Source organism: Blautia sp. 1001283B150304_161114_C9, from assembly GCF_015668165.1.
Lineage (GTDB): Bacteria > Bacillota > Clostridia > Lachnospirales > Lachnospiraceae > Blautia_A > Blautia_A wexlerae.
Map to the genome: position 1 here is coordinate 42584 of NZ_JADPGO010000012.1, position 16648 is coordinate 59231.

The window sequence follows — 16648 nt, forward strand, 5'->3', positions numbered from 1 at the left end:
ATCAGCACCACCTTACAACTGTAATATCCTTGTTCTGCATCCGGACAGCATTTATCAGCGTTTCCTGACTCTCCTTTATTTCCGGGGAATCTGTGACAATCAATACCTTGTCATATTTTCCTATATCGTAAATAAACGTTCTCCTGTCCGGATCATATAAACTTTTCAGTTCATATCTGCTGTGAAGGGGATACTCTTTTTCCAGACTCACAGCAATGGGACTTCTTGTAGTCGAATGGCACCTTACTTCGGCTCCCTCTTTTTCCATCTTTCTTCCGATATAAAGTACAGGGAACATAAACTCCTCAGTGCCAATCACCAGTATTCTTTTGCCAGATATATTATCAGCCATGTTTCCGGTTTTCTCCCGGATTTCTCTCCACAGATTCTCACATGCTTCTTCATATTTCCCGGAATCAATCAGTCTGCGGGCATCCATCCGGTCTTTAACATAAATCGTTGTATACTCTGCGGCCTTATCCGGACATTTATAATAAAATCCGTCTCCCTTAAATGTTTCTGCTCTGTCTCCGTAAGTACTGTGATCCGTTTTTACCAGATAATACAGGGAAATCCCCTGTCTCTTATAACGTTCCAGATTCTCCTCGCTCATTCCGTTTAACAGAGATGCTACTGAATATTTAAATTTTCCGTCATATTCCCTGTCAAGAATACTGATGATATTCCGAATTGTTTTTCCGGTAGTTACTTCATCTTCGATAAATATGATCCGATCCGTCTCCGCCGCTGCTCTGTCAATATCATCTTTTACCAGCTTCTGCTCTGTGGCATGGCTGTGTTCCTCGGAAAAAAACAGATAATTCACGCCGGGAATAACTTCTCTGGTGGTCTGAATATAATCTGCCCCCACAGTAATCGCTGCCTGAGCACCTATGGCAGTTGCTGTCTCCGCAAAGCCCACCAGCAAAAGTTTTTCATCTTTGTATTTCTCCCTGAAAGTATCTGCCAGAGCAGCAAATAAATCCAGTGCCTTTGATGGCACTACCGGAATATGCTTTCCCTGAAGCGGATCCACTACCAGATAGTTTCTCTTCGTATTATTTTCCCTTTTTGCGATCTTTACTAAATCCTTCTCAGTATATTCCATCTTTACTCCTTCTACTGATATGATCTGAAAAATGCCTGCAACTTGGTCAGAGCTTTCGTCAATGCCTCTGTCTCCTCCACATTCAGGCCTTTAAGTACAGCCAGTACCATCTTCTCATGGAAATCTTTATGATGGTAATAAGCTTTCTTCCCCTGTTCTGTCAGGGAGATCAGCACAACCCTTCGGTCCTCCTGACTTCTCATACGCTGGATATATCCCTTCTTTACAAGATTATTCACAGCGATCGTCAATGTACCCACAGTCACATTCAGTTCTCTGGCTACTGTTGACATATTCTTCTGTTCCCGGATACCTACTGCATTAATAATGTGCATATCATTGACGGAAATATTCTTATATTCTCCCGTAATCAATGCCCGTTCTTCCAGGTCCAGAATCTCATTAAATAAATTGACCAGTACATCATTAATTGCCTCATAATGGTTCATCCGGTTACCTCCCTCTTTTTGCTTAAGCAATTCCATATAGCATTGCTGTAGCATGTTTGTACATTATGGTTATATTGCTACCTATTATACACTAAAATACTTTGTCTCACAAAGCATTTCTGGCAGGTTTTCAAAGAATTTCTCTCTTAATTCTTTCTTTGAACCATGAAATTTGTTATAATGAACAGATAAATTACAGTTCACACGCTCCTGTCTCATTTCCGTATGCAGTCTGCAATGAATTTGGGATACGGTACTGAGGACAGCAATACAGGCTGCAGATTGCTGTAACTGTTCAGCATTCTCACTGTTAAGAACTATTTTAGTTAAAGGGAATTTTCTATGAAAAAAAATAATATGCCACTTAATTTACGGGAGAGAATCAACTCCCGGATCAGTCTTCTGTGTTCTGTTATTGTTCTGGTTCTGCTCGTTCTGGTGATGCATCAGATGGATTACACCCTGATCCGTAAACCGCAGAAAGAAGCAGCAGAAGCAGCGGCTCTCAAGGAACAGCAGGATAAGATCAAAGCTGAAACACCTGTCATCTCCACTGCAAGTGTAATTGCTGTTGGAGATAATCTTTATCACAGCAAGCTGTATGAATCCGGCGAAAATGACTCCGGCATATGGAATTATGACCATATCTACACTCATGTTCTGGACCAGATCCAGGCTGCAGAGGTAGCCATGATCGACCAGGAAACGGTTTTTGCTCCAAGCCACGATGCTGTCAGCACTTATCCTTCTTTTGCCACTCCCCAGGAAGTGGGAGATGCCATTATCAAAGCAGGGTTTGATGTAGTGGAATCTGCCACAAATCACGCCGATGATTATGGATATGACTATCTGAAAAGTACTCTGGATTTCTGGAGCACCAATTATCCGGATATTCCTGTACTTGGCATCCACGCCACCCAGGAAGATGCAGACACTGTCAAAGTAAAAGAAGTGAATGGTATTAAGATTGCTTTTCTTGACTATACATACGGCACCAATAATTCCGGTGCAGGCGAAGGATATGAGTACATGATCGATATCTTTGATAAGGATAAGATCACCACAATGATCCAGAAAGCCAAAGAAATCAGCGACTGCATCATCTTTGTGGCTCACTGGGGAACAGAAGATGAAACCATGCCAAATGAATACGAGAAACAATGGGCCGCTTTTCTGATGCAGCAGGGTGTTGATGTGATCATTGGCGGTCATCCGCATGTGCTTCAGCCTTACGGACAGCTTTCTGATGACCAGGGACACAATACCACCATATTCTACTCCCTCGGAAACTTTGTTTCCACTCAGCAGGAACTCCCGGAACTTCTGGAAGGAATGGCAAGTTTTACCATACAGAAATCAACTCTGAACGGCAAATCAACCATCCAGATCCTTTCTCCGGAAGTGAAACCTATGGTCATGCATTATGATTACGATAACGGAGAATACGGACCATATATGCTGGATGATTATACAGAAGAACTTGCTTCTTCCCACAGTGTAAGAAATGTGATCGGTGATGAGTTTACTCTCGATAACCTGAAAGCCAAATTTAAGGAAATCATGTCCATGAATGTGAAGCCTTCCACAAATACAAACCTGCTGAACGTCAAGTTTGACTGGGAGGGCAACATGATTGACAAAACTACCGGAAATGTAGTGGAAGATACAGAATCCATCCACTCCTGGGAATATCAGGCAGACACATCAGACGGAACCGAAGACTCTTCCGACAGTTCTGACAGCTCTTCGGATGAAAGTTCGGATGAAAGTTCGGACGAAAGTTCAGATGAAAGTTCGGACGAAAGTTCAGATGAAAGTTCAGATGAAAGTTCGGACGAAAGTTCAGATGAAAGTTCGGATGATTCTTCAAACGAATATGACAGTGGTTATTGATGAATTCCCAGCAGTTTCTCTGCATTCTGTCTGGTCACATCAATAACCTCCTCTGCTGTAATTCCCTTCAGTTCTGCGATTGCCTGTGCTACATAAGGCAGATTTAATGACGAATTTCTCTTACCTCTGTTTGGCTCCGGAGACATATAGGGACAGTCTGTTTCCAGGACAAGCTGAGACAGGGGTGCATACTGAACCGTCTCTTTCAGTTTCTTTGCATTCTTAAAAGTGACAACTCCGCCGATTCCCAGATACAGTCCCATTTTCAGATATTCTGCTGCAATCTCCCTGCTGTATGAAAAACAATGAATGATACCGCCATACATACCACCCTGCATATATTCTCTGACAATATTCAGAGTATCCTCGGCAGCTTCTCTGCTGTGGATCATAAACGGAAGCTTCTCTTCTCTCGCAATATCAAGCTGAGCGCGAAACATCTTCTGCTGGATCTGATGTTCCTCTTCTTCCTTATGCCAGTAATAGTCCAGCCCGATCTCACCGATTGCCACCATCTTGTCCATATGGGATAATCTGCGGATTTCATCCAGAGTCTCCTGTGTTATCTTATCTGCATCATCCGGATGGATTCCCACTGCTCCATATATAAAAGGATATTTCTCCATCATATCCACAGTATCCTGAAAACTGCCTACAGAGGCACAGACATTCACAATCTTCTCAATCCCTCCATCGTACATAGACGTAAGAAGCGCTTCCCTGTCTGTATCAAAGGCCTCATCATCATAGTGTGCATGTGTATCAATAATCATTTTTTCCAATCTCCTCATGTAATCTTATAGCAATTCCATAAAATAATGCAATCAAGACAGTTCAGCAGAGTGCGAAAGACAAGGAAGATATCTGCAGGCGTGCTGACGCAGAATTTCGCGCTCTGATAAGCCGGATCAATATACATTATTTATGAGGATTGCTATAATCCGGTTAAAAGATCTGTTACAAAATTACCAATTCATCCCCCGGGTGGATCACACCTCCGTGGAGAACCTTCGTAAAAACTCCCTGTTTCGGCATAATGCACTCTCCCATTTTCTTAAAGATCGCACATCCGCTGTGGCATTCTTTTCCAATCTGTGTCAGCTCCAGGACTACATCATTGCACTGGAATTTCGTGCCGATCGGAAGTGTGGCAAAGTCGATTCCCTGAACCACCAGGTTCTCTCCGAATGCCCCGTCTTCCACCTCTGCACCTCTGGCGCGAAAATCTTCAATCTTGTCAAAAGAGAGCAGACTTACCTGACGGTGCCATTTGCCGGCATGGGCATCACCCTCGATTCCCCAATCCTCAATTACTTTAATCTCCGGAACACTTGTCTTCTGTATTCCCTTTCTTTCACTTGTACAAACCGCAATTACTTTTCCCATAAGATTATCCCTTTCACCTTCCTGTTTTAGTTTCAGATACTGTTTTCGTACCTGCTCTTCCGTTTATTGCCGTCAGCTTATCTTCTCTGCTTTGGCTCACTGATTTCTCTTTTCGTCAGTACATTCTGACGCTACTCTGCTTTCTTATCCCTGTTATCGCCATCAGTTATCTTGCGCAGTTCCCTGCTTCCCCTGTCATGATCTCAATGCCATGTCTAAGCGCATCAATAATATACTCCAGGCTCTCTTTTACAGCTTTCGGACTTCCCGGCAGATTGATGATCAGTGTTTTTTTTCGGATACCTGCCGTAGAACGGCTGAGCATGGCGCGTTTCGTGATAGTCATGCTGTACGCACGCATTGCCTCCGGAATCCCCGGTACACGTCTGTCAATAATATCCTCCGTTGCCTCCGGTGTAATATCTCTGGGTGAAAAACCGGTTCCGCCTGTTGTCAGGATCAATTCCGCTGTGCCGCTGTCTGCAATTTCCGCCATTCTCTCTGACAACATCTTTCTGTCATCCGGCAGAACATCTTCAGACACAACCTCATATCCATTCTTCTCAACAATCTCTCGGATCGCAGGTCCGCTTAAATCCTCACGTTCTCCGCGATATCCCGTATCACTGGATGTAATGATCGCTACTCTTTTCATTTTATAAAAACCTCCCTGTCGGGCAGATAATTTTTTTCGTTATCTGCCATTCTGTATTTCCATTATACACATTTCTTTCATTTTACCCAACAAATATTTTGCAAATTGCAAAGTAATTTGTGGATATCAAAAATGAAAATCTCCACTCTTACCACCCGTCTTTTCAACCAGATGAATATTGGACATTACCATATGCTTGTCAATTGCCTTACACATATCATAAATCGTCAGAAGCGTCACCTGAACCCCTGTCAGTGCCTCCATTTCCACACCGGTCTTGCCTTCTGTTTTCACTGTACAGAAAGCGCGGATAATTCCGTTTGTCTCATCCAGTTCATAGTCTACGGAACATTTCTGGATCGGAAGCGGATGGCACATGGGAATCAACTCAGAAGTCCTTTTCACTCCCATAATCCCCGCTACACGTGCTACTCCAAGCACATCTCCCTTTTTCACAGAACCCTCTTTCACAGCCTCCATGATTGCTTCTCCTACATGAATCTCACCTGTGGCAACTGCTGTTCTGTAAGTGATATTTTTCCCGGAAACGTCTACCATAACTGCGTTTCCGTTCTCATCAAAATGATTAAAACCCTGTGACATGATCAAAATCCCCCTGTTTAAGTTTTTACAAAAAGCGAGGCTCTTATTGTACGGGAACATACAATAAAAGCCTCGCCTGTTCATCACGATACGGTTGGAGTCTTTACCCACCGAAATTGACGACACCATGAATACTCATGAGTCAGTCACTCCCCTTTATCTAAATATTAATATAGCTTTTGAGAGTGTATTTGTCAAGATAATATTCGTAAGTTTTCACACATTTTCGCTACCATTCGCTTTGTTCTCAGTAATACAAAGATCAGCAGATTTCTGCACCTGCAGGCATTTCCTTTTCCGGTACCATCAGGGAAAGGTTTCCGTCTGCATCTTCTGCGCAGAGGATCATTCCTTCACTGAGTACACCGGCAAGTTTGGCTGGTTTCAGGTTTGTGACTACCATAACCCTCTTACCTACCATTTCTTCTGCACTGTAGTGTGCTTTGATTCCGGATACGATCTGACGCACCTGGCTTCCGATCTGTACCTGTGAGCAGAGAAGTTTCTTTGATTTCTTTATTTCTTCACATTTGATGATCTTACCAACCTGGAACTGAAGCTTGCCGAAATCTTCAAATGTGATCTCCTGTTTTGCTTCGATATCAATTACGTCTTCTTTTTCTTCTTTTGCAGGTTCTTCTGCTTTCGGCGGATGAAGCTCTGCCACCTTTGCAAGTACTTCTTTCAGGTCAAGACGGGCGAAAAGGATCTCCGGTTTTTCAGTTACTTTATTTCCTGACGGATAGAGGCCAAAGGTTTTAAGGTCTTCCAGTTCTCTGTCCTGTGCATTTAACTGGGCAAGGATTCTCTCTGTTGTTTCCGGCATAAAGGATTTCAACAGAACCGCACCAATGCAGATTCCCTCAACCAGATTGTAGAGAACTGTTGCAAGACGGTCTTTTTTCTCTTCATCCTTAGCAAGAGCCCATGGCATTGTTTCGTCGATGTATTTGTTGCAGCGTTTGAAGATTGTGAATACTTCTGTCATTGCATCTGCCACGCGGAGTTTATCCATTTTTTCGTTTACTTTGGCAGGTACGGAGAGAATGAAGTTCTTCAGATCATCATCTACAGGTTCTGTAACGCCTTTGTTTTCTACCACACCGCCGAAATATTTGTTTGACATGGAAATGGTACGGTTTACAAGGTTTCCAAGGGTGTTAGCGAGTTCAGAATTGAGACGCTCTACCATCAGTTCCCATGTGATCACACCATCATTCTCGAATGGCATTTCATGAAGTACGAAGTAGCGGACTGCATCTACACCGAAGAAGTCTACCAGTTCATCTGCATAGATTACATTTCCTTTGGATTTACTCATCTTACCATCACCCTGAAGAAGCCATGGATGTCCGAATACCTGTTTCGGAAGCGGCAGATCCAGTGACATCAGGAAAATCGGCCAGTAAATTGTATGGAAACGGATGATGTCTTTACCGATCAGATGCAGGTCTGCAGGCCAGAGTTTGTTAAACTGGTCCGTGCTTTCGCCATCGCAGTCGTAGCCGATTCCTGTGATGTAGTTTGTAAGGGCATCAAGCCATACATATACTACGTGTTTCGGATCAAAGTCTACCGGGATTCCCCATTTGAAGGAAGTTCTGGATACGCAAAGATCCTGAAGTCCCGGGAGAAGGAAGTTGTTCATCATCTCGTTTTTACGGGATTCCGGCTGGATGAAGTCCGGGTGTGTATTGATGTAGTCGATGAGTTTGTCGGCATATTTGCTCATTTTGAAAAAGTATGCTTCTTCTTTTGCAGGTACACATGGGCGGCCGCAATCCGGACATTTGCCGTCTACAAGCTGAGATTCTGTAAAGAAAGATTCGCATGGTGTACAATACATTCCTTCGTAGTGTCCTTTGTAGATGTCGCCTTTTGCGTACATTTTTTTGAAGATTTTTTTGACCTGTTTTTCGTGGTCTTCATCTGTGGTACGGATGAATTTGTCGTAGGATGTGTTCATCAGATCCCAGATTCTTTTGATCTCGCCGGATACGTTGTCTACGAATTCTTTTGGGGTGATTCCGGCTTCTTCGGCTTTTAATTCGATTTTCTGACCATGTTCGTCGGTTCCTGTCTGGAAGAATACGTCATAGCCCTGCTGACGTTTGTAGCGGGCGATGGCATCGGCTAAAACTACTTCATAGGTGTTGCCGATGTGCGGTTTGCCAGATGTATAGGCAATGGCGGTGGTGATGTAGTATTTCTGTTTTTCCATGGTTTGTTGTCTCCTTTTTTGAATGTGGACGCTTCGGAAAATGGTAACAACTGCTCCTTATTTATGGAAGAAAAACATAAATTCTTCATGGTAGGAAGGAACTGGTGTTGGGGGAAATAATTCCTCTCCGTCGCAGTGTGATCCTGCCCGGAGGGCTTTTTTATGTTATAGGAACATTACAGAGTAATTTCCTATAACATAAAAAACGTCTCCTCAGATTATCTGAGAAGACGAGTATTACCCGTGTTACCACTTCTGTTCGTTTCCGGGCTCGCGCGGGGAAACCTTGGGAGGTACGTTGTGATACCTCTACGCTGTAACAGGCGTGCCTGTCGCTGCCTAAAGCTGTTGGCTCTCAGCAGTGCCTCTCGGAAGCCATCTTCAATCTGCTCCTTGCATATCCCTCTCAGCCTTTGAATCTGCGATATGTGATCCATGGGGATTTCTCTGTAATACGGTCTGCGGATCTACTCTCTTCTTCAATGAGTTTGTGTTATTTCGTGACAGCACTCCGCTCTGTGATCGTGGAACGCTGTTAGCTATAGGAAATAGTTATTTCCTGTTATAGGGAAAATATAGCACATTTTGGTGGATTTGTAAACCCACATCGTTATTGTTCACTCCGTTCTCAGTAACGCAGCCAAACTATAACAATTCTATAAAATAATAATTTTATATCTTGACAATTTCAATCCAATATTGTATAGTATCAATATCAGTAATGATTATCGTTATTGAACAGATTATAACTGCAACTATCCTGAACAGTTATGATAAATCATTTGCAAGTAAACAGGGAAGGGAGGAATACCATGGCGACACTGAAATACAGCCGTCAGAGGGAAGCGATTAAAGAGTTTCTAAGAACCAGAACAGATCATCCTACTGCCGATGTGGTATATGAGAATATGAAGCTCATCTATCCGAATATCAGCCTCGGTACGGTATATCGCAACTTATCTCTGCTGGCTGATCTGGGAGAGATCAAGAAGCTTTCCTCTTTCGCCGGAGCGGATCACTTTGACGGGCGGACCGAGAGGCACTGCCACTTCATGTGTATCAGATGTGAGCAGATCATCGACCTTGAGAGCGAGGGAATTCACCACATTATGGATCTTGCAGGTGAGAACTTCAAAGGAAAGATTACTGATTACAGTGCCAGATTCTTCGGCCTGTGTGAGGACTGCCTGAAAGAGACAGAAAGCAACTCTGATAGTTCAAAGTAGAGTAGTTTTTGCTTACATCATTGGTGTCCAAATTGGGAATAACAACTAATGATAAAAAGTTGCAAAAAAGCTAAAATTAAACTTGACTTTTTCAATCAAGTATGGTAATCTAAAATCATAGAAAACAGTAATAATTACTATTATTAAAAAATTACTTTTTCTACCGCACAGACGGAAAGCAGTAAGAACTAAACGATGCTGAGATAATCAATTTATTTTCTGGCATCCCTAATAAATTCATTAAAAAGAAAAGGAGATTTTAATTATGACAAAATGGGTATGTAGTGTATGTGGTTATGTTTATGAAGGTGAGAAAGCTCCGGAAGCCTGTCCTGTATGTAAGGCACCGGCTGATAAATTCGTAAAGCAGGATGGCGAAATGTCATGGGCTGCTGAACACGTTGTAGGTGTTGCTCAGGGATCCAGCGAAGACATCATGGCTGATTTAAGAGCAAACTTTCAGGGTGAATGCTCTGAAGTTGGTATGTATCTTGCAATGGCAAGAGTTGCTCACAGAGAAGGATATCCGGAAATCGGTTTATACTATGAAAAAGCAGCTTATGAAGAAGCAGAACATGCTGCTAAATTCGCTGAATTATTAGGTGAAGTTGTAACAGACAGCACAAAGAAAAACCTTCAGATGCGTGTAGAAGCCGAGAACGGTGCTACAGCTGGTAAAACAGACCTTGCTAAACGTGCAAAAGCTGCTAACCTTGACGCTATCCATGATACAGTTCATGAAATGGCAAGAGACGAAGCAAGACATGGAAAAGCATTCGCTGGTCTTCTTAAGAGATACTTCGGAGAATAATTCTATCGAAAAATCGCATAAAATAAACCTTTTAAAGGGAGAACCTCAATGGTTCTCCCTTTTTATCCGTTCGTATTTTCATCATTGGAAGCTTAACTGGATTTCGCCTGAAGTCTGGCAACCTGATCTGTCAGAGCATTCATCTTAACTTCATTAATCATAATCCTGTTCATCCAGGTAGCCGACACATCCATCTTATTGATAAGATTCAGATGATTCTCTGCAAGGATAGAAATATTCCTATCCGTTATGTTCTCCAAATGCAGTTTGATATCTGCAAAGTTATTTCTGGTCTCTTCTTCAAAACACTTCTGACGCTCTTCCATTCGGTCCATCTGGCTTTCGAATTTATCCATTCGACTTTCGAATTTATCCATTCGCGTCCCAAATCCTCTGACCTCTGTCAAAACCGCTTCCAGTATTTGTCTGTCTGTCACCACTTTCACCTCCTCTGTAGCCCGTATCGTTCTTTTGTATGTGATTGATTATATCACATACATAAAAATATGTCTATAAAAATCTATAAACATTAGAGTGTATTTGGAAAATGCGTTACTGTTCACTCCGTTCACAGTAACACGCTTCGCGATGCACAGAATTTATGCTGATCGCATAAATTCGCGCGGTATGTCTCGGGTTTTCTGTGATCTTTGCTCACAAAAAACACCTCGCGGGATATTACCAGTGAACAGTAACGAAAATGCTCCCCACAAGATGTGCGTCACAATTTGTGGGAGATTTTATTTATTATTATCATTCATCTTCGCCTCAATCGCCGCACCAACCCTGTTATAAACAGTCACAGCATCCTGAATATGCGGAATCGTATTTCCATCTGCTCCTGAAGCACCTGCGGAAACAAAGATATATTCCCTGCCCTCAATCTCCGCAAAACTCACCAGACAGTGTCCTGCCTCACTGGTATAGCCGGTCTTGCCACCGAGGATTTTTCCACCTGTGACTGTCGGATCAGACAGATTTTTAAACATTGTACTGTAGTAAGTAATTCCATCTGGGTGGATATTTGTAACTCCGGTAGAATGTCTGGAGGTCTCCACAATCTCACGAAACGTATCATTCTTAATGCAATACTTCATCAACACCGCAATATCCTTAACCGTACTGTAATGATCCGGGTTATGCAGTCCTGTAGAGTCACAGAAATGGGTATTCTCCATTCCAAGCTTCCTTGCTTTCTTATTCATCAGCTCCGCAAAATCCGCCTCTGAACCACTGATCGTATCTGCCAGCGCAATACAGCACTCTGCCCCCGAAGGCAGCATCGCACCATAGAGAAGATCAATCACCCGAACCTCTTCCCCCGGCTGAAAACCTGCCTGTGTAGCATCCTGCTCATACAATCCGGAGAACATCTCATCCGTCAGAGTAATCTTCTCATCCAGATCATCAAAATTCTCAATCCCCAGTATCACAGTCATAATCTTCGTCATAGAAGCCGGATAAATCTGAGCCTCCCCGTTAATCTCACCCAGAATCTTACCTCCCCTGGCCTGCATCAGGATCGCATTCGGACTGTTGATACCACTGATATCCACTTCCTTCAGAATCGGCTGCTCAAACTGCTCAAGCCACTCCTTCACGCCCTTATTCCATCCGATCATGATAACCAGCGCACAGATAATGATCACCTCAACAAACACACAAGCCACAATCCTGCCCCGGTATCTCCACGCATAACTTCTTCCACTTTTCTTTTTTCCACGTCTCCTCGCTGCCAAACTAACTCCTCCTGTCTACTTCTGTATCATTACTTAGCATATAATAAATATATCTAACTAATCTCTAACTCATCCCCCCTACTATACCACACTCCCTCAAAATATTGTAACCCATTCTTCTCGCAAGACCAATACACGGGGCAGGAAAATATTTCATCCATATTAACAAAAAAATCCGGAAGTACCCAGCTTTTCAGCTATCATACTTTCGGATCTTACAGATTCTATATTTATCAGATCAGAACTTTGATAATTTCATTTTTTCTTCCAGATATTCACATAAACGGGTCTGCACAAACTCTGGAACTTCCAGCATTTTTAGTGGCTTATCATTACCTTCCATCATGTGAACATACTCTTTTACTGCATCATAATATACACCCAAAAACTCAGTACCTACATTAAATTTATTGATACCTTTTCGAAAAGCAATCTCCAACTGGTCATGAGGAATCCCACTGCCTCCATGAAGTACAAGTGGAACATCTGTAGCAGCATTAATTTCTTCAAGCCTCTGAATATCCAGATGAGGCGTTTCCACATAAACACCATGAGCATTTCCGATGGCAATAGCCAAAGAATCAACATTTGTTTCCTGGTAAAATCTCGCTGCTGCATCTGCTTTCGTATAATAATCTGTTTTATCCCCATCACAATCCTGTGCCAAACCTACATGTCCAATTTCTGCTTCTACATCTGCCCCTAAAATATGAGCGGTTTCTGTCACTTTTCTGGTAAGTGCAATATTTTCATCCAGACTGTATGCCGAAGCATCAATCATAACAGAATCAAACCCTTTTTTGATAGAAGTAATAACAGAATCATAATCATAACTGTGGTCCAGATGAAGACCAATAGGTACCTTCACAGACTCTGCCAGTTCTTTGACCATTTCCGCAAATCCGTGAACATTCATTGTATTATTTTTTTCATAATGTTCCGGAAGAAGCATTACCAATGCAGGAGTGTTTGTTTTTTCAGCAGTAGTAACCACTGAATACACCATATTATAATCTGTGCAAATAAAAGAAATAACCGCTGTATTACTTTCATCTGCCATCTTTAATATTGTACTGACCTTTTCTAACATATCTGTTTTCTCCTATTATTTATCTACCGATAAACAGAAAGCCTGAAACCAAAGACTTACAGAAACAGCTCCCGGATCTGGAATTCCCAGCGTTTTTTCTTTAAAATTTCTACTTCTTCCAATTCCAGACTGAAAATTTCTGCAATCTGCAACGCCCTGAACTGCCGCCTGATATCCTCTTTTCAGAACTTCTATTATATTACTGGTTTCTAATACAGCCTTTTTCATTTCCACACACGCCGGATATAATGCATCCAGCATGGTTTTCTGCCCTGGTCTGGCTTTTCCTCTTCGCTCAATCGCCTGTTCCCCATTCCAGAAATAATCTGCAATCTGTGGTGCTGTTGCATATTCCTGATGTCCCAAACTTGAAATACCGCCAAGAAACATTGTTCCAAAAATAATTCCCGACGCTCCACCCATTGTCTTTATCAATTCTATACTCACCGCACGACAAAGTTCATCTACATATACATAATTTTCTGTCTCAAGAATTTTTATCAGAGCTTCACAGCCTCTTTTCATCCCTTCTCCGTGATCTCCATCGCCTATTACAGAATCAATTTCTGTAAGATATGGTTCTTTTTCTATGATTAAGCGGGCACCGTCCAAAAACATTTGTTTTAAAACATCCGTTTTTATTTTCTCCATCGTTCCTCCTATATCACATAACCATATCCATTTACGGGTGCAATATATTTTTGCATCTCCTCATCACAGGCTATGAGACTGAGTATACAGCCTTTCCCATCAAATACATCAAAATAAGTTCCTGCTGCACATCCACAAAGTTTAATTTTTCTTTCTTCAATCTGTTTTGCTGCCGATTCGAGGAGAACCATGCTTTCTGTAAACCCTACATTGCAATGATTATTTACAGATAAATACATCGGACAATCTTTCCACAGTCCAAGTTCCGATAATAAGATATCTACAGCATCTGAAAACATCTGATCCACGGATTCGAACACTTTTTCTTTTACCGCCGGTTCACCCGAAAAACCTTCTCCAAAAAACAGTTTTCCTTCACGTACATTTAAGGATACAGAACGGACACGACTGTTACTTTTAGAAGCCAGTTTACTCAATTGTTCCAGATTATATCCTTCTCTGGCGGCCCCTGCACATATTTTACATACCTGACCGATTCCATGAAGTCCTCCTCTGTTTTCAGCAATTTCTCCCTCACAGCTTAATATATCATCAGAGATACAGCACATAGCTGCATTTATATTATCATGTGCAAGAAGTTCCACTGCCATGTCATTATTCAGATAATCACCCATATAATGATTTGTCAGAAAAAGTATTCCTTTTCCACAGTCAATATTCTTGGCCATTTCATAAAGTACATAAGCATTAGGTGCACTGTCAAAATTTCCGTGAACCATAGCATCAGCCAGTCCTTCTTCTGCAAATGCGCTCCACATATGTCCGTATCCACCACCGCCGTCTACTATAATTCTTACTCTGTTTGAAGAAATATTATTTCGATACAATCCATAACCATACTCTGTTTCCAGCCTTGTATACTTGCCCGGGCAGGCTCTCTTAATTCCATTTAAAGCTTCGTTAAGCGCTGTTTCTCTGGAATTCCAAAGTCTCATTAACCTTTCACCGCCCCCGCAGTCATACCTTTTACAAACTGTTTCTGTACAACACAATAGAAAATAACCATTGGAATTGTAATAATAATCAAAATCGCAAACAAAATACCAGGCTGACTATTATAAACGCCTTTATACTGCTGCGCAATCAACGGCAATGTTTTTGTTGTTGCTTTTGTCATAGTACATAATGCCAGAAAAAACTCATTCCAACATGTAAGAAACGTCCAGATAGCTACTACAACAATACCCGGTTTCAGCATTGGCATAACAATCCTTGTGTACAACTGAACAATATTACATCCATCCAGTCCGGCTGCCTCTTCCAGTTCCTTCGGAACACCTTTCATAAATCCCTGTAAAATTGTTACCGCATAAGGAATATTTAATGCAATATACGGAAAGATCAGGCCAAAATAATTATCCAGAAGTCCCATCCTGCTGTTCAGCTGTGTAATAGGGATTACCAGAGCACTGATCGGAACCATTAATGTACAAAGAATCAAGTTATACATAATAACTTTTCCGTATACATTCTTTCTGGAAAATCCATAGACTGCCATGGATGCGCAAAGCACTGTAGCTGCTGTAGAAATTACAGAAATTACAAGGCTGGAAATAAAGTTGTTCAAAATTGTCGGATTATCAGAAATTGCCTTTATATAGTTTCCAATTGTTAAATCTGTTACAAAAAGTCTCGGATCATAGATTGAATTCTGAGTACGAACTGAAAGACTTAATGCATATACCAGCGGAATAAGAGCAATAACTGCCATAACCGCCAGAAATATTTTCCAGCTTCGATCTCTGTGCCCAAGACGGTTTTTCTTTTTTACTGCTCCCATAATTTATTCCCCTTTCTTCATGAAATCTCCTGAACCCAGAAATCTTACCTGTATAAAAGTCAATACCAATGCAAAAATCAGGACTGCTACAGATATTGCACAGGCATATCCCATCTGACTTTCTGTAAAACCTTTCATGAAAATATAAGTACCGGGCATTTCTGTTGCATGGTTTGGACCACCGCCTGTCATAACACCAATCAGAGCATATGTCTGAAGAGACCCAATAATACCCAGCATTAAAAGTGACTTATGCACAGATCCAAGAGCCGGAATATAGACATATATGATCTCCTGCCATGTATTTGCTCCGTCAATTCTTGCCGCCTCTTTAACATCTTCCGATATCTGAGAAATACCGCCGATATACATGATCATAGACCATCCTGTCCACTCCCATATATTTGCGAGCATAATTCCCCAGAGAGCCGCCTTCGAATTTCCAAGTACATTAATTGTCGGAGACATACCAAACCAGGAATTGAGGTAATGTCCGATAATTCCCTGATACGGCTGAAATATCTTACTAAACATAATTGCAACAACAGTTACAGATGTAACTACCGGAATAAAAAACAGTGTACGGTAAAAAGTTCTTGAAAAAGCTTTTCCATCTGCTTTTTTACTTTTAATACGTTCTTCAATTGCATATGCCAGAAAAAATCCAAGAATTGCCTGAACAGGCACTGTAACTACAATCCAGAGAATTGAATTTTTCATTGTTACCCAGAATGTGCTATCCTGAAATACCTTGATAAAGTTTTCCAACCCTACAAATTCCATATTGCTCAGAGTTGCCCATTTAAGCAGGCTGTTCTTTACTATAAAGAAAATCGGGTATAAAATATATAAGCAGAAGAAGAGCATTGCCGGAAGAATAAATAAATATCCAGCTACATTTATTTTTCGTTTTTTCTTCTGAACTTTTGCTAAATCTGTCATAGGCTTCTCCTCTTTTTAAGAGAGAGAACCGAAAAACGGTCCTCTCTGCAATATAGACTGTTATACAATATCA

Annotated in this window: 18 protein-coding genes; 3 read left to right on the plus strand and 15 right to left on the minus strand. The window is 41.6% G+C overall.

Going from position 1 to position 16648, the window contains the following annotated elements; translation table 11 throughout:
• Position 1 precedes the first annotated feature (1 nt).
• Both I4V44_RS08090 and I4V44_RS08095 read right to left on the minus strand, forming a co-directional pair.
• Positions 2-1108 (minus strand): phosphoribosyltransferase domain-containing protein, encoded by a 1107-nt coding sequence (locus I4V44_RS08090; RefSeq protein ID WP_196002575.1) that lies wholly within the window; start codon positions 1106-1108, stop codon positions 2-4.
• An 11-nt stretch (positions 1109-1119) separates the two neighbouring features.
• Entirely contained in the window at positions 1120-1557 is a 438-nt protein-coding gene (locus tag I4V44_RS08095; protein ID WP_022380519.1) for a MarR family winged helix-turn-helix transcriptional regulator, read from the minus strand.
• Positions 1558-1899: 342 nt separating this feature from the next.
• Between I4V44_RS08095 and I4V44_RS08100 the strand changes: the two genes are divergently transcribed.
• Complete coding sequence (locus I4V44_RS08100) at positions 1900-3450, plus strand: CapA family protein (RefSeq protein WP_196002576.1); 1551 nt, start codon at positions 1900-1902, stop codon at positions 3448-3450.
• Here the strand turns inward: I4V44_RS08100 and I4V44_RS08105 are convergent.
• The 5 genes from I4V44_RS08105 to metG form a co-directional block, all read right to left on the minus strand.
• Positions 3444-4223, minus strand: a complete 780-nt coding sequence (locus I4V44_RS08105; RefSeq protein ID WP_196002577.1) for a TatD family hydrolase — start codon at positions 4221-4223, stop codon at positions 3444-3446. The two genes, I4V44_RS08100 and I4V44_RS08105, sit on opposite strands and share 7 nt — an antisense overlap.
• 184 nt (positions 4224-4407) lie before the next feature.
• Positions 4408-4836 carry an MOSC domain-containing protein gene (locus tag I4V44_RS08110; protein WP_008705366.1) on the minus strand — a complete coding sequence of 143 codons (429 nt, stop codon included), beginning with the start codon at positions 4834-4836 and terminating at the stop codon, positions 4408-4410.
• A 166-nt stretch (positions 4837-5002) separates the two neighbouring features.
• Positions 5003-5491, minus strand: coding sequence for a MogA/MoaB family molybdenum cofactor biosynthesis protein (locus I4V44_RS08115; RefSeq protein ID WP_196002578.1), 489 nt, complete (start codon positions 5489-5491; stop codon positions 5003-5005).
• A gap of 126 nt (positions 5492-5617) precedes the next feature.
• Positions 5618-6094: a cyclic pyranopterin monophosphate synthase MoaC gene (gene moaC / locus I4V44_RS08120; RefSeq protein ID WP_020993229.1), complete on the minus strand. Its 477-nt coding sequence runs from the start codon at positions 6092-6094 to the stop codon at positions 5618-5620.
• Positions 6095-6356: 262 nt separating this feature from the next.
• The gene (metG, locus tag I4V44_RS08125) at positions 6357-8339 is read right to left on the minus strand and encodes a methionine--tRNA ligase (RefSeq protein WP_196002588.1); all 1983 of its coding nucleotides are present in this window, start codon (positions 8337-8339) and stop codon (positions 6357-6359) included.
• A gap of 788 nt (positions 8340-9127) precedes the next feature.
• On the opposite strand from metG, the gene I4V44_RS08130 reads away from it, so the two are divergent.
• Both I4V44_RS08130 and I4V44_RS08135 read left to right on the plus strand, forming a co-directional pair.
• On the plus strand, positions 9128-9541 hold the full coding sequence (locus I4V44_RS08130; protein WP_196002579.1) for a Fur family transcriptional regulator: 414 nt from the start codon (positions 9128-9130) through the stop codon (positions 9539-9541).
• A gap of 265 nt (positions 9542-9806) precedes the next feature.
• Positions 9807-10352: an NADH peroxidase gene (locus I4V44_RS08135; RefSeq protein WP_008705373.1), complete on the plus strand. Its 546-nt coding sequence runs from the start codon at positions 9807-9809 to the stop codon at positions 10350-10352.
• Positions 10353-10444: 92 nt separating this feature from the next.
• Here I4V44_RS08135 and I4V44_RS08140 read toward each other — a convergent pair whose 3' ends face one another.
• From I4V44_RS08140 to I4V44_RS08170, 8 genes are all read right to left on the minus strand, one after another.
• Positions 10445-10789: a hypothetical protein gene (locus I4V44_RS08140; protein WP_271724896.1), complete on the minus strand. Its 345-nt coding sequence runs from the start codon at positions 10787-10789 to the stop codon at positions 10445-10447.
• Positions 10790-11030: 241 nt separating this feature from the next.
• The gene (locus I4V44_RS18530) at positions 11031-11096 is read right to left on the minus strand and encodes a DUF6783 domain-containing protein (protein ID WP_349826297.1); all 66 of its coding nucleotides are present in this window, start codon (positions 11094-11096) and stop codon (positions 11031-11033) included.
• Complete coding sequence (locus tag I4V44_RS08145; RefSeq protein WP_243280233.1) at positions 11093-12091, minus strand: D-alanyl-D-alanine carboxypeptidase family protein; 999 nt, start codon at positions 12089-12091, stop codon at positions 11093-11095. Before I4V44_RS08145 ends, I4V44_RS18530 begins: the two co-directional genes overlap by 4 nt.
• Before the next feature lie 238 nt (positions 12092-12329).
• A complete protein-coding gene (locus I4V44_RS08150) occupies positions 12330-13181 on the minus strand; it encodes a class II fructose-bisphosphate aldolase (protein WP_196002581.1) in 852 nt (283 codons plus the stop codon).
• A gap of 15 nt (positions 13182-13196) precedes the next feature.
• Positions 13197-13832 carry a dihydroxyacetone kinase subunit DhaL gene (gene dhaL / locus I4V44_RS08155; RefSeq protein WP_055200231.1) on the minus strand — a complete coding sequence of 212 codons (636 nt, stop codon included), beginning with the start codon at positions 13830-13832 and terminating at the stop codon, positions 13197-13199.
• An 8-nt stretch (positions 13833-13840) separates the two neighbouring features.
• Positions 13841-14788 carry a dihydroxyacetone kinase subunit DhaK gene (locus tag I4V44_RS08160; RefSeq protein ID WP_173744757.1) on the minus strand — a complete coding sequence of 316 codons (948 nt, stop codon included), beginning with the start codon at positions 14786-14788 and terminating at the stop codon, positions 13841-13843.
• The gene (locus I4V44_RS08165; protein ID WP_055200236.1) at positions 14788-15633 is read right to left on the minus strand and encodes a carbohydrate ABC transporter permease; all 846 of its coding nucleotides are present in this window, start codon (positions 15631-15633) and stop codon (positions 14788-14790) included. The genes I4V44_RS08160 and I4V44_RS08165 overlap by 1 nt, the downstream gene beginning before the upstream one ends.
• A gap of 3 nt (positions 15634-15636) precedes the next feature.
• Positions 15637-16575, minus strand: a complete 939-nt coding sequence (locus I4V44_RS08170) for a carbohydrate ABC transporter permease (RefSeq protein WP_055200238.1) — start codon at positions 16573-16575, stop codon at positions 15637-15639.
• Positions 16576-16648: the final 73 nt, after the last annotated feature.